This window comes from Paraburkholderia phymatum (genome assembly GCF_040965635.1).
Classification (GTDB): domain Bacteria; phylum Pseudomonadota; class Gammaproteobacteria; order Burkholderiales; family Burkholderiaceae; genus Paraburkholderia; species Paraburkholderia phymatum_B.
The window spans coordinates 16021-30647 of sequence record NZ_JBFRCH010000034.1; the positions used below are offsets into that span (position 1 = coordinate 16021).

Below are 14627 nucleotides of genomic sequence, written 5' to 3' on the forward strand. Positions count from 1 at the left end.
AGATGTCGAAGCACTGGCAGGCGCGTGCTTGCCAGTGCATTTTTTTTTGGCTTCGCCGGGGAGAGGACGTGAGCTTTTTCAGGGGTGTTTTGCTGCGCGCGTTCGGCCGTCCACAAGGCGTGCTGGGACGCATCGGCGGCAAGATCATGGCGAACATGAACGCGCCGTGCGCGGCGTGGGCGATCGGTCTGCTCGACGTCCGCGCAAGCGATCGCGTGATCGAGATCGGCTTCGGACCGGGCGTCGGCATTCAGCTTCTCGCGCAGAAGGCGACGGCGGGCAAGATTGCGGGCGTCGATCCGTCGCCGGAGATGCTCGCACAGGCCGCTGCGCGCAACGCGCAAGCCGTTGCGCGCGGACAGGTCGATCTGCGCCAGGGCTCGGCCGCGCGCCTGCCCTTCGACGACGACACATTCGACAAGGCGCTCGCGGTCAATTCGATGCAGGTCTGGCCCGATCCGGCTGCGGGTCTCGCCGAGCTGCGGCGAGTGATGAAGCCGGGCGCAACGCTCGCACTTGCCTTCACGATCCATTCAGGTCAGCAGCAAAGCGGCCTTCTCGAACGCGTCACTGGCGCCGGTTTCGCTGACGCAAAACTGACACAGAAGGACGGCGATGCTTTCTGTATGACCGCCCGAGTGTGATCGCACGCAAGCCGTGAAGGCTTGGCATTCAACGCACCTGAACTGATCGACGTACCGGCAGCCGTGCATTCGCCGCACGCCAGGATTTGTACTCGCTGCAATTTTCCCGGCGCTTCCCTATAAATCAATCAGGACGAACGCTGCGTTCTTCACAACGGGCGAACGCCACTGGGAACGCGCGTGCGATCAAGTCGTTCGCGTCCCTGATTGTCCATTGCGGGCAAACATGCTGCCGAATCCGACGTCGACTTCGATTCACCGAAAAACGCATAACGGGTCGATCTCATCCATGCGTGCTCGCGCATGGAGCGCGCGGCCCTATCCGTCGCGCCGGCTGACGGGGCTCCTTTTCTTTTCGACTTCATCGGTGTGCTGCGTCACACTCGCTCGCCGCCGCGCGCGAAATAATTTCCTCACAGTGCCAGGCATAACGACCGCCATGGAGGTGCGCTGTGTTTCACTCGACCGTATCCCGCACCGTGCTTTACATCGCCGTGACGACGGCATGTGTTGCCGGTTATCCCTGCGCCGGCGCATTCGCGGTAGCGGCGTCTCCCGCCGCCGCGTCCGCACCGGCGACGCCCGTCACGCCAGTGAAAGAGAAGCGGACAGCGGCGAATGTGCCCATCGACTTCCCCATGATCGTCGAGCGTTATGGGCCGGCTGTCGTGAACATTCGCGCGGTGGTGCAGGACAAGACTTCGGCGGGTACGGCTTCGGCGCCCGTTTCGGCTTCGGGGCCAGGCTCCGAAGCGATCGACGGCGACGATCCTCTCTTCGCGTTCTTCAAGCAGGCGACGCCGCAATCGCAGGACGGCCAGGGCAGTTCGCCGCGCGCGATCTCGGGTGTGGGGTCGGGTTTTATCGTGAGCCCGAATGGGCTGATTCTGACGACGGCGCATGTCGTCGATCAGTCGGATGACGTGACCGTACGCCTGACCGACCGGCGCGAGTTCAAGGCCAAAGTTGTGGCAGTCGATACGCAGAGCGACGTCGCCGTGATCCAGATCGACGCGACGAAGCTGCCGACCGTCAAGCTCGGCGACTCGACGCGCGTGCGAGTCGGCGAGCAGGTGCTGACGATCGGCTCGCCCGACAGCTACCAGAACACGGTGACGGCGGGCATCGTCAGCGCGACCTCGCGCACGCTCGCCGATGGCAGCACGTTTCCGTTCTTCCAGACCGACGTTTCGTTGAACCCCGACAATTCGGGCGGCCCCGTGTTCAACCGCGCGGGAGAAGTGGTCGGCATCGACGTGCAGGTGTACGGCGGCGGAGAGCGCTCCCAGAGCCTCACGTTCGCAATCCCGATCAATATGGCGAACAAGGTGCGCGCGCAGTTGCAAAGTCCGGACAAGAACGCGCGCGGCAGCCTGGGCATCCAGGTGCAGGACGTCGATCCGGGGCTGGCGGGCGCATTCGGCCTGCCGCGCGCGGCGGGCGTGCTCGTCATCTCAGTCGAGCCAGGCAGCCCGGCGGCGGCGAGCAACCTCAAGCCCGGCGACGTGATCGTGAAGCTCGCCGACAAGCACGTCGAGCACGCGGACGATTTCGCCGCGCAGGACGCGGCGCTGCAATCGGGAACGAAAGTCCCGTTGACGCTCATTCGCAATCGCAAGCAGATGACGATGATGGTCGGCGTCGGCGCATCGGCACAACAGGCGAATGCAGCCTCGGGCACGGACGTGAGCGCAAGCATGAGCAGTGCAGGTCCGCTGGATCATCTCGGTCTCACGATGCATCCCCTCACGGATGACGAGCGGCGCACCACGGGGCTCGCCGAAGGCCTGATGGTCGACGACGTGTCGGGGACGGCGGGCAACGCCGGCATCAAGCCCGGCGATGTCGTGCTGTCGCTGAACGGCACGCTGGTCGCATCGCAGGATGAACTCGCATCGCTCGCGGCGAAGGCGGGCAAGAGGGCCGCGTTGCTGATCCAGCGCAATCACGCGCGCAGCTTCGTGACCGTCGATCTCAAGTGAAGCGCGAAACAGGGCGGGCACTCGGCACACGATCGGCACACGATGCCCGCTCTGCACGCCGACTTCAGGCGCAAGGCCCGACGCGCTGTTTCCCGTTCATCTCGCCGCCGACGCATTCACGCAAGCTGGATGACACCTTGCACTTGCGGTTTGCGTTAGAGTGATGCGCGCATCGCCGTGCGCATCAGCGTAATCGATAAATCCGGACTTCGCGCCCGTTGGCGACCTTTATGGAAAGTGAAAGCACGTCGCGTCAGCAGACGCGCGCAGGCAACGCATTCGAAGTGCTATGGGTCTTCCTGCAAATGGGATGCACCTGTTTCGGCGGGCCGATTGCGCACCTCGGATATTTTCGCCGCGAGTTTGTCGAGCGCCGCCGTTGGCTCGACGACACGACATACACCGATCTCATTGCGCTGTGCCAGTTCCTGCCTGGACCGGCCAGCAGCCAGGTCGGCTTTTCGATTGGCTTGCTGCGCGCGGGATGGTGGGGCGGGCTCGCGGCCTGGCTGGGCTTCACGCTGCCGTCGGCGGTATTGCTGACTGGTTACGCGAGCCTTGCGCGACTGCTCGACAACACGCTCGGCAAGGGACTCGTTCACGGGCTGAAGCTCGTCGCCGTGGCCGTCGTCGCGCAGGCGATCTGGGACATGGCCCGCCGCCTGTGCCCCGACCGTGCGCGCGCCGCCATCGCGCTTGCCGCGCTCGCGCTGCTGAGCGTGCTCGATACCACGTACGCGCAGCTCATCGTGATCGGCGGCGGCGCGTTGCTCGGCATCGTCGTGTGGCGAATATCGTCGGCATCGTCGGCCTTTGCTGCACGCGTTGCAAGCAGTGCGTCCGCAGAAGCGCACGCATTCGCATTGCCGCGCGCCGCAAGCGGCATTGCGCTCGTGCTGTTCTGCGTGTTGCTCGCCGGTTTGCCTGCACTGGAAGCGCTTCTGCCCGCCACGTGGACGATCAGGATCTTCGATGTCTTCTATCGGTCCGGCGCGCTCGTGTTCGGCGGCGGTCATGTCGTGCTGCCGCTTCTGCAACAGGCGACGGTCGCAAGCGGATGGATTTCTGCGAATGATTTTCTCGCGGGCTACGGCGCGGCGCAGGCCGTTCCGGGACCGCTCTTCACATTCGCGTCGTACCTCGGCTGGATGATGAGTCCTTCATCCGCTCACTGGCTCGGCGCGCTCTGCTCAACCGTCGGCATCTTTCTGCCGGGGCTGCTGCTCGTCATCGCCGTGCTGCCGCACTGGCAGGCGCTGAGAATGCGTCCGTCCGTTGCGGCGTTGCTTGCGGGCGCGAATGCCGCTGTCGTCGGTCTGCTTGCGAGCGCGTTTTATGCGCCCGTGTGGACGAGCGCCGTATTGTCCGCAACCGATTTCGCCGTCGCTGTCGTCTCGCTGTTCTTGCTCACGCGTTGGAACGTGCGGCCTTTGCTTGTCGTGCTGTTGTGCGCAGGTGCTGGAATCGTCGAGACATTCGTGCGTTGAAGCGCTGAAACCCGATCGGTAGCGAGACGCATCGGCTTGCGTGGCCTATAACGGTTAGCGATGCGCCCGCTTGCATCGCGCCGCGACACTATATTCATACGATAAAGACGGCCGCAAGCAGCGCGTACGGACTCTGGACCATCCGGAAAGCACTTCACGCGCATGCTGATTCTTTTCATCGCTCCCGCAGGTCTGTTTCGCGATGGCGTCGCGCGTCTGCTCGGCGACCTGGCCGAGTGCGTCGAAGTGAAATGCGCGGACTTCGCCTCGAACATACTCGATGACGAGCGACTCGCGGATCTCGTCGTGCTCGACGGCGACAGCGTGCCCGACGCGCTCAGCGCAGCCCACGCGTCGCAGCGGCTGCAGACGGGACTGCCCGTGCTCGTGCTGCTGACGGCCGTCGATCCGCAGACCGTCGAGGAATTCGTCACGGCGGGCGTCGCGGGCCATCTCGACAAATCGGAATCGGGCGAGGCGCTGCTCGACGCGCTGCGTCTTCTGCTCGCGGGCAGCCGTTATCCCGCTTCGACGCCGCTCGTGCCGGGCGAAGCAGCGCTGCCCACGTCTGCAAACGATGTGCGCGCATCCGAAGCGCTCGCTGACGAAATGAAAGAGCACGTGCTGACGCCGCGCCAGATCCAGGTGCTCGCGCTGGCGGCGCGAGGCGAAACGAACAAGTCGATCGCGAAGCAGTTGAACATCACGGAGGGCACCGTCAAGGTGCATCTGTACACCGTGTACAAGGCGCTAAAGGTCGGCAGCCGCGGGCAGGCGAGCGTGGCGGCCGCGCGGCTGCGGCAGATCGGCGATGCGCAGTTGCATCGCGCGCTCGACGGCCAGTTGTCGGTCGGCAGGCTGCTCGCGTTCACGACGCCTACGCGCTACAAGTCCGGCGAAGTGCTCTTTCACAAGAACGATCCCAGCGATGCGCTGTACTACGTCGTGCGCGGCACCGTGAGTCTCGCGGAGATCAATACCGAAGTGGGACGCGGCGCGATACTCGGCGAGATCGGTCTCTTTTCGCCGGACCATCGGCGCACCTGCACCGCGCGCTGCATCAGCGATTGCGAACTGTTGATGGTGTCGGCCACCGACGCGATGCGTCTCTACTACCAGGACCCCGAGTTCGCGACGTATCTGATCCACCTGATCACGCGGCGACTCGAAGCGGACAAGCTGCGCTCGAAAAACTAGTTTCGTTTGCAGCGGTTTATTTACATACGCGGCACCAATCGCTTTTGGCCCGTTTCCTGCCATTGAATGACGCACGTATGTCGCGAGAAAAAAAGGCCGTTTTAAACGGTGTTTTTTTGATCTATAACACATAGCAATCGCACGTCGATCCGAGGTGCCGGGCGCGCCTTCCACTGCGTCCGGCAAGACAGGCGAACCATCCGTTTGTTCGATCAACTCTGCGCAGCGCCGCGTGGCGCGTGTGCCGCAATTGCATTGCGAGACATTCGCAGAGACGCCTCATCGCAATGAAACGGATCGTGAGCCGGTAGCAAGTGCTCTTTAAAAGGCTTGAAGAAAGTGATCACAGATTCTTCCTGCCCATCCGACGGATTGGCGCGCGTCGTCCGCACGGTTCTGTTCATGGACCTCGTGGAATCGTGCAGGCTGATCCAGGACGACGAAGTGGAAGCAGCGGGACGGTGGCGCAAGTTCAAGGCGCACATCGAGAACGACATCGTACCCGCGCATCGCGGACGTCTGATCAGAACAGAAGGCGACGGACTGATGGTGACGTTCGTCGAACTGCGCGATGGACTCGCGGCGACGTTCGCGATCCAGCGCGCGTCGGGCGAAGCCAACACGGTGCTGCCGCCGCAGCAGCACATGTTGTTGCGCATGTGCCTGCACGTCACCGAGCTCTACGAAGACGAGCGCGACGTCTACGGCCGCGGCGTCAATCTGGCCGCGCGGCTCTATACGCTCGCGGGGCCAGGAGAGATCGTCGTATCGGCGCAGGTGCGGGACCAGCTGACACCCGATCTCGATGCCGACATCGAAGACCTGGGCGAATGCCACGTCAAGCATTTCGAACAGCCCGTGCGCGCGTACCGGATCGGCCCGCCTGGTCCGCGTCCCGTGATCGAACGGGGGACCGCGTTCCTCCCCGAGCTGCGGCCCACGATCGCCGTGATTCCTTTCGTGTCGCGCGGCGGCGAGGCCGGGCAACAGGTGCTCGGCGAAGTGATGGCGGACGAGATCATCTCGTCGCTGTCGCGCACGGCGGAGCTGCAAGTGATCTCGCGTCTGTCGACGACGGCGTTTCGCGAGCGCCACGCGACGCTCGACGAAATCAGCGCGTTTCTCGGCGCGCGTTACGTGCTGTCGGGCGCATATCGGACGTCGGGCGATCAGGTCGTGCTGGTCGCCGAACTCGCGGAAGCGAAGTCGCGCCACATTCTTTGGACGGCGAGCATCAAAGGCCGCGCAACGCACGTCATGCTCGGCGAAGATGAAATGATCGATCGCGTCGTCGCTGAAACGAGCGGCGCGATCATCGACCGCGAGTTGCAGCGCGCGCGCTCGCAAGCGCTGCCGACGCTAGAAAGCTCGACGCTGCTGATGAGCGCGATCGTGCTGATGCATCGCGGCGTCTCGCATGATTTCAACCGCGCGCGCGACATGCTCGAAGCGCTGATCGAGCGCGCGCGCAGACAGGCCTTGCCGCATGCGTGGCTCGGAAAATGGCACGTACTGCGTTTCAATCGCGGCTGGACCAACGATCGCGCCGCCGAGGCGCAGGCAGCGCTTGGCTGCACGCGGCGCGCGCTCGACGCCGATCCCGAATGCTCGCTCGCGATGACGATCGACGGCTTCGTGCACACGAACCTCCTCAAGCAGCTCGACGTCGGACAGCGGCGCTACGAAAGCGCGCTCGCGGTCAACCCAAACGATTCGCTTGCGTGGCTGCTCAAAGGCACGCTGCTCGCATTCGAAGGCGAAGGCGATGAAGCCGTCGACGCGACGGAGCGCGCGCTGTGCCTGTCACCGCTCGATCCGTTGCGCTACTTCTACGAATCGCTGGGCGCGACGGCAGCACTGTCGGCCGGGCGTTACGAGCGCGCCGTCGAACTCGCGCAGCGCTCGTTGCGCGTGAATCGCACCCATACATCGACGTTGCGTGCACTGGCGATTGCGCAATCGCTGCTCGGCGATCTTGATGCCGCAAGGCTGACGCTCAACGAAGTGCTCGCCATCGAGCCGACGCTGACGGTCACGAGCTATCTCGAACGCTCGCCGAGCGGCGCGTACAAGACCGGGAAGATATGGTCGCAAGCATTGCGTCAGGCAGGCCTGCCTGCGTAGAAGAAGGTTTGAATGCGGTGCAGGATTCCTGACAGAGGAGGCCTATCGTGAGCGGACTTGGCGGTGCAGGAGGCGCAGGAGGAGCGGGCGGTGCAGGTGGGGCAGGTGGGGCGGGCGGTGCGGGCGTGCCTTCGGGCGGCGGCGGTGCGGGCGGTGTATACGATGTGGGCGGTGGGTCGTCGGATGGGCCGCTTCTCGCCGGGGCGCTGATCGGGCATCGCGATGGCATTGTCGGCAGCTGGCATCCGCCGGAGCGGGTCACGGTCGATTTCGACAAGCAGAACTTCTGTGCAATCGACGACTACCGTCAGCTATGGCGATGGGAACCATGGGTGCGCGCGACGGTGTTCGATTTCGAGCTGCTGTCGAACCTGCACTTCTGGATACAGAACGAAGGGAGCAAGACGCTCGCGTATCCGCAGCTCTCGCACCGGCCGGCGAAGGGCGGCGCCGAAGTCGATATCGTGAGCCTGCATCGTCCGGACAAGGACGTGTTCGCGAAGCAAGCCGAATGGCTCGACTTCTATTCGGACCTTCGCGACGATCGCTCAGCGGAAATACTTTGCCAGATGGGGCCGCAGGTGGCCTTCTGGAGCATGCTGATCTATCTGCATCCGAGCCGCACGCCGAAGACAATCGAACTGCTCGACACGGCGGTGCGTCTCGCGATTTACGTCGAGATCCGCTTCAAGCACGCAATCGCGGCGGCAAGAGCGCTCGAATACTCGCAGCAGGTGCAGCCGATGATCCAGACGCCGGGGCATGGCTCGCTGCCGAGCGGCCACTCGACCCAGGCGTTCATCATCGCCGTCGTGCTGTGCGCGCTGTTCAAGCAGGGCCGCCATACCGTCTACTACCAGCAGGCGATGCGCCAGGCGTATCGCGTCGCCGTCAATCGAACGGTGGCGGGCGTTCATTTCCCCATCGACAGCATTGCGGGCCATGTGCTCGGCACCGCGCTCGGCGAGTACTTCGTCGCGCGCTGCACGCGCAACCTGAGGAAGCCGAAAGGGGCTCAGAACGCAAAGCGAGATCCTCTCGCAGACGGCAAGATCACGTCGCGCGAATTCAAGGGGCACGTGCTCTCGGCGAAGAACCCGAACGGCAATCCCGATTTCGATTATCACGAGCCGTTGAGCGACGACGATGTCGATGCGTATGCAAAGGCGCACAAGATGTCGAAGGCCGCCGTGCTGGCGAAGTTTCCGTTTCTCGGCTGGAAGAAGCCGGGCGCGCAATCCGTCGATGGTTCGGACATTCTGTCGTGGCTGTGGAATCAGGCCGAGAGCGAGTGGAACGGCAACGGCCTCGCGAACACCGCGTTCTAGCGTCTTCATCCTGTTCAAGCGAGGTGGGCGATGACCTGGCGATCGTTGACGGGCAAGGCGGGCGCGTGGAGCGGTCTGGACTGGACGGGGCGCGCGAACGGCACGGCGCGAGCCGACCCGTATCTGGCATGGGCCGATGCGACGCTGTTCGCCGACCTGGGCGGACCGCCTGCGGGCTGGGTGCGCGTCATCATCGAGCTCCAGGAGTTCGGACCGGATGGCTCGCCGTTGACGGCACAGTCGTTCGCGGAGAGTCTCGAAAGCACGCACGCGGCGTGGAAAGCGTGGATACGTGTTTCGTCGCTTTATCGCTATCCGCCGCATGATCTCGAACACACGCGCTTCCTGACGGCCGCCGTGACGAAGGTGTTCTTTGCGAAACTCGACACGTCGCCGCTAAAGCGCTTCGTGAAGCGCTTCGAACTCGGCATGCCGATCGTGCCCGACGATCGGCCTGTTGGCGCATCGCCGGCGACGACGGTGCTCGCAACGGGTACGGGCCCGCAGTTCGCTGCCGCTTCTCAGGCAAAGGCGAGGGCAGCGGGCGCGAAGCGCGAGCGCATCGTGTTCCTCGGCGTGATGGACGATGGCCTCGCATTTGCGCACGAACGCTTTCGTTCTTCCGGCGCTCCGTCGGCCACGCGGATCGAATGCTTCTGGAATCAGGATGACGCGCCCGGCACGCCGCCGGGCCTGCACTACGGGCGCGAACTTTCGAAGGCCGGGATCGACGATATGCTCGCGCGTTACACGCATGGCGGATTGATCGATGAAGACGCCGTGTATGCGGAGGCGGGCTACATCGGCGTGCGCAAGCGCTGGGCGCACGGCACGGAAGCGATGGACCTCGCAGGCGGCGTGCGGTCCGGCGATCTGCATGCGGCTTTTCTTCAGCGGCTCGGCGACGAAAAGAAGGCGCTCGAGAAAGTGCGGCTGATCGGCGTACAGTTCAGGACGCCTGGGCGGACCGTGCGCGATACATCGGGACTCTGGTTCGCCACTCACGCGCTCGATGCGATGCGCTACATCCTGCGCCGCGCCGACGATCTCGCTGTCGCGCAGGGCCAAGACTACTGCGTGGTGCTCAACCTGAGCTACGGCTATATGGCGGGACCGCACGACGGCAGCTCGATCATCGAGCGAGCCATCGACGAGCTGATCGATCAGCATCGCGATCTGTGCGTCGTCGTGCCCGCGGGCAACAGCAACTTGCTGCGTTGTCATGCGAACGTCGAGCTTGCGCATGGCGAATCGAAGAGCATCACATGGCGTGTGTTGCCCGATTGCGCGACGCCCAGTTTTCTTGAGCTGTGGTTGCCGGAGCATGCCGATCCGTCGAAGGTCAAGGTCCAGGTGTGTCCGCCGACGGGCGATAAAAGCCCCGCTATGTCGGTGAAAAATTTCTATGCGTGGCAACGGGGCAGCAATGTGCTGTGCGCATCCGTGTATCTGGACCGCGTCGCGACGGGCGACAACAGGATGATCCTGATCGCGCTCGCGCCCACCCTCACGCGCGATCCTTCGCGCGATGCGACGCCGGCAGGCAACTGGAGCGTGACCGTGTCGAACACGGCGCGCCGGGGCGAAGTGCTGAACATACACGCATGGGTACAGCGCAATGAAACGGCGTTCGGCTACCCGATACGCGGACGCCAGTCGCGCTTCGACGATCCGCTCTACAAGCGCTTCATTTCGGGTTTGCATGTGAGGGACTTCGACGAAGGCAACACGGACTCGTGGATAAGGCGCAGCAGCACATTGAGTTCGGTCGCGACGGGTGACTATACCGTCGTCGTTGGCGCATATCGGCGCACGGACGGCAAGGCAGCGCTCTATTCATCGACGGGACCTTCGCTTCGCACGTTGCAAAGAAACGGACCCGATGCGACTGCCGTCAGTGAGGACTCGCCCGCCTGTGCCGGCGTGCTGGGCGCGAGCACGCGCAGCGGGAGTCTCGCTGCCATCACGGGAACGAGCGCGGCCGCGCCGCAGGTGTCGCGCTTATTCGCGCAAGCGAAGGTGACAGGGGAGGCCGCGGTCCTCACGCCGATGACGGCAGCGAAGAAGGCGTCGAAGAACGTGTCGAAGCAAACAGCGAAGATCGCGCCGACGACGATGAATCCGCTTGCGAGCCGCAGGTGGATCGAGCAGAAGGCGGCCGATGAAGACCCTTCCCTCGACAAGCCGGGCGCATCGCCGCATGAGCTTGTCGACACCTGTCCTGCCACGGCGCGCCCGCCTACCGTGCCCGTCGGAGAGCATGCGTGGCTGCCGAGATTGCTACCAGAGCGCGGCGGTGCGGGCCGCTTTCTGTCACGCAGATGGAAGAAACGTGGCATCGATCCGTAAGGTGAACATGCAACGGGGCCTGTTATCGCTGACAGGCCCCGCTTTGTGCCCGGCTTCGAGCCAGGCTTTCGAACGGCATGCAAACGTATCGCTCAGTTGCCGCCCTTGAAGAGTTCGTTCAGGCGCGCGGCTTCGCCATTCTTTTGCGAGCGTACGAGATCCTGATAGACCTCGCTGCGCGTCTTTCCATGCGAGATGGCCGCGCCGCCCGACATCGACGTCGCCGCCATGGCGGGGCCTTCCGAGTTGACGACGGTGTCCGGCGTCGTGGGTGCCGAGGTCGCCGTGTTGGTGGCGCTTTCCTGCGCGTACGCTTGCAAGGCTGACAGGCAGAGCACGCCGCCGCAGAGGATGAGCATCGTCTTCATTTGAGTCTCCTTCGAACAATTGCAGCGCATTACGCGGTTGCGCCGGACCGAGACGAAAGCGTGGATCGCATTCGAAGAAAGCGAACAGCCACGCCGACTTTTAGACGTGCACAACCATCAGAATCTGTGGCAAGACAGGATTGAATTCGTTGACACGTAGTCAGCCTCGCGAAAGCTCGGCCATGCGAAAGATGACTGTGCGGCCACGCGGCTTGAACCCAGTATGGTTTTCGCACGCGTCCAGGCCTATATGACTTTGGTGGTAAGCGGGAATATAAAGCCGACTCGCTTCAACTACTTCCACGCGTAGCGCAAGCCGACCCACACGCCGCGCGGCGCGCCGATTCCGAGGAACTGCTCGTTGGTGACATTGTTCGGATCAAACGTATGGTTCGGCCCGTTGAAGAAGTTCTCGCCGAGAATCGCAAAGTTCGCATAGTGCTTGTTCAGCAGATTCTTGACGGTCGCGAATACCTGTAGCTGCTTCGTCACGTTGTACGTCGTATCGAGATCGATGAGGAAGTAGCCGGCCACCGTGCCGTTCAGATCCTGATTGTTCTCGTCGCCGCGCGCGAAGATACTGCCCCGGTACGTGAGGTTCGTGCCGATGTTCCACTGCACGATCGGCGTGTAGTCGACCCGTACCTTCACGGTGTTGGCCGGAATGCCCGGAATGCGGTCGCCCGGCTTCACCGTGACATTGCCGTTCGCGTCGGCGCTCGAATTGCTCGCGCTGCTTTCCGTCCACGTCGATTGATACGTCGCGTCCGCATAGCTATAGCTCGCGCTCACGCCGACGGGGCCGTACTTCGTGCGCGCCGCGAGTTCGATGCCTTGACGGCGCGTCTTGCCGACGTTCTGAAAGAAGCCGAGCGTGCTCGACGCGCCATTGCTGCTGACGAACTGAATGTCGTCGTCGAGCGTCGTGCGATAGAGCGCCACGCTCCATGCCGTATTGCTGCCGAGCCTTCCGCGCGCGCCGATTTCGAACGTCTTCGAGATCACGGGTTTCAGAGCCGGGTCCGCGATGAAATCGTTCGGCAGCGAGCATGGCGCGTTCGGGTCTGCGCACGCGAGTTCGATCGACGTCGGCGAGCGCATGCCTTCGTTGTAGGTCGCGTAGGCGGTGAAGTTGTCGGTTGGATTCCAGTTGACGCCGACAGCGGGATTGAAGCGCGAGAACTCATGGCGGCCATCGAGCAGCGGTTGCTGGCCGCTCTCGTCGCCGATCGTCATGCGCGACCAGTTGTAGCGGCCCGCGAGTGTCATCGACCATTGCTCGTTGAACGACAATGTGTCGTTGAAGTAGATGCCATAGGTTTCGTTGCGCGTCTTCGCATCCGTGGTCGGCACGAATGGACCCGTGCCGATCGTCGCGCGCGTGTCGGTAAAGACCGCGTCTTGCGACGACTGCGTGAAATGCGAGTTCGCCAGATCGGCGGCCACGCCGAGCACCAGTTCGTTGCGCTTGCCGAAAAGCTGTTGCAGCAGCGACAGTTGCAGGCTGCCGCCGTAGCTTTCGGTGAAGATCGTCGATTGCAGGTTGATCGCGGGCGGCACATCGTCGGGATCGTTGGGATCGAAGCCGTCGTTGACGTTGCTGCTCACGTTCTCGTTGCGATAATGGCGATAGTAGAGATTGCCGTTCAACTGAATATTAGGCGTGAAGTAATGCTCGCCCGCGATCGTCAGATAGCCGACCTCGTTCCTGTTCTGATCCGGAAACGTGTAAGCCTGCGAACGGTTGTCGAGGAACGAGCGCGGGATCGTCTGCGAGCCGTCGAGTGTGTTGTCCGCGCCGCCCGCCGAGATCGACAGCGTATTGTCGGCATCGTGATAGCGCAGCTTGCCGAATGCCTGGCGCAGACGGCTGCCGTTGTGATCGGCCCAGCCGTCGTCGTTGTTCGCATTCGCCGTGAAGTAGTAGTCGAGGTTGCTGCCGATCATTCCGACTTGCTGGACCTGCGCGCTCTTGCGTCCCCACGAGCCGCCGCTGATCTCGGCCTCGCCGCCCGGCGACGTGTTGCCGTTCTTCGTCGTGATCGCAATTGCGCCGCCGAGTGTGTTGAGGCCGAAGGTCGGATTCGAGCCGGGAATCAGCTGGATCGTTTCGATCGCGGCTTGCGGTATCAGGTCCCAGTTGACGACGTCGCCAAACGGCTCGTTGACGCGCACGCCGTCGAGAAAGACGGACAGCCCCTGCGGCGTGCCGACGAGAGGCGAAGCCGTGAAGCCGCGATAGTTGATGTCGACTTGCGACGGATTGCCTTGCGCATCGTTGATATCGACGCTCTGCAGGTTGCTCGCGAAGTAGTCGGTGAGCGTGTTCGGACGCTGGCCGTCGATCTCGCGGCCGCGTATGGTCTGCACGTTCGCGGGCACGAGCTCGATGGCCGTGCCGATGCCGACGAGCGGCGTCGTGCCGATCACGAGTATCGGCGGCTGTTCGGTGTCCTGCGGAGGGTTCTGGTTTTGCGCCACCTGTTGCGACTCGTCTTGCGACTCGTCTTGCGCCGTGTTCTGCGGTGCTTCCTGCGTTGTCGCTTGCTGCACGCTCATTGGCGTGGTCGCGGCTTCCTGCGACCATGCGTGCGCGCAGAGACTCGCCAGCGCGCTGCCGACTACGAACTGAAAGGCGCCCTTGCGCGCATGCAGCCGCGCGCGCCGCGATGTGCGCCGCGTTTGTTTCATGGTGGTCGTCTCCAGCGGGTTGTTCTGGCCTCGTCGGCCGTGGAAGGTCGTTCGGGCTGCGCATGAATGCCTGGTCTGCTGCTTTGTGCTGCTTTGTGCTGCTTGTTGCCTGCTTTCTGCCCTGATTGCCGTTCCATGCAGCGTCGCATAGGCAGGACGTCTGCCGCCCGGGAAGCCTTCCCGATTCTTTCGGGAAGCCTTCCTTACCGCATCGCCAACACGAAAAGCGCTCGCTGGATGAGTAGAATGAGTCACTGCTTCCATCAATACGCTCATGCCCGAAGCTCTCTCTTCAGTGAATCCGGCCAACCCGGCGCCGGACCCGCGGCAAGCAGCAGGCAGCCGGGCCGATGCGGCGAGCGCGACGCAAGCGCCCGCCGCGCGACAGCGCGTGACGTCTTCGCGCGCGGCGGCAGGTCACGCGAAAGGCCGCGTCCGCGCAAAAGGATCGCGGCCG

At 63.5% G+C, this 14627-nt stretch carries 9 protein-coding genes; 7 read left to right on the forward strand and 2 right to left on the reverse strand.

Features of this window, described 5'->3' with window-relative positions; genetic code table 11:
• The first annotated feature begins 68 nt into the window (after positions 1 to 68).
• The 7 genes from AB4Y32_RS33105 to AB4Y32_RS33135 all read left to right on the forward strand — a co-directional run bounded on the left by AB4Y32_RS33105 (position 69) and on the right by AB4Y32_RS33135 (position 11111).
• Positions 69 to 644, forward strand: a complete 576-nt coding sequence (locus tag AB4Y32_RS33105; RefSeq protein ID WP_368725350.1) for a class I SAM-dependent methyltransferase — start codon at positions 69 to 71, stop codon at positions 642 to 644.
• 452 nt (positions 645 to 1096) lie between these two features.
• Positions 1097 to 2626 carry a trypsin-like peptidase domain-containing protein gene (locus AB4Y32_RS33110; protein WP_368725351.1) on the forward strand — a complete coding sequence of 510 codons (1530 nt, stop codon included), beginning with the start codon at positions 1097 to 1099 and terminating at the stop codon, positions 2624 to 2626.
• A gap of 230 nt (positions 2627 to 2856) precedes the next feature.
• Complete coding sequence (chrA, locus tag AB4Y32_RS33115; protein ID WP_368725352.1) at positions 2857 to 4113, forward strand: chromate efflux transporter; 1257 nt, start codon at positions 2857 to 2859, stop codon at positions 4111 to 4113.
• Positions 4114 to 4275: 162 nt separating this feature from the next.
• Positions 4276 to 5310 (forward strand): LuxR C-terminal-related transcriptional regulator, encoded by a 1035-nt coding sequence (locus tag AB4Y32_RS33120; RefSeq protein WP_368725353.1) that lies wholly within the window; start codon positions 4276 to 4278, stop codon positions 5308 to 5310.
• 402 nt (positions 5311 to 5712) lie between these two features.
• Positions 5713 to 7434 (forward strand): tetratricopeptide repeat protein, encoded by a 1722-nt coding sequence (locus AB4Y32_RS33125; protein WP_368725354.1) that lies wholly within the window; start codon positions 5713 to 5715, stop codon positions 7432 to 7434.
• Positions 7435 to 7481: 47 nt separating this feature from the next.
• Positions 7482 to 8762, forward strand: coding sequence for a phosphatase PAP2 family protein (locus AB4Y32_RS33130; protein ID WP_368725355.1), 1281 nt, complete (start codon positions 7482 to 7484; stop codon positions 8760 to 8762).
• 30 nt (positions 8763 to 8792) lie between these two features.
• Positions 8793 to 11111: a S8 family serine peptidase gene (locus tag AB4Y32_RS33135; RefSeq protein WP_368725356.1), complete on the forward strand. Its 2319-nt coding sequence runs from the start codon at positions 8793 to 8795 to the stop codon at positions 11109 to 11111.
• A gap of 92 nt (positions 11112 to 11203) precedes the next feature.
• Here the strand turns inward: AB4Y32_RS33135 and AB4Y32_RS33140 are convergent, their stop codons facing one another.
• Together AB4Y32_RS33140 and AB4Y32_RS33145 are read right to left on the reverse strand one after the other, a co-directional pair.
• Positions 11204 to 11479, reverse strand: a complete 276-nt coding sequence (locus AB4Y32_RS33140) for a hypothetical protein (RefSeq protein WP_368725357.1) — start codon at positions 11477 to 11479, stop codon at positions 11204 to 11206.
• Between the two features lie 294 nt (positions 11480 to 11773).
• A complete protein-coding gene (locus AB4Y32_RS33145; RefSeq protein WP_368725358.1) occupies positions 11774 to 14170 on the reverse strand; it encodes a TonB-dependent receptor in 2397 nt (798 codons plus the stop codon).
• Between the last annotated feature and the right edge of the window lie 457 nt (positions 14171 to 14627).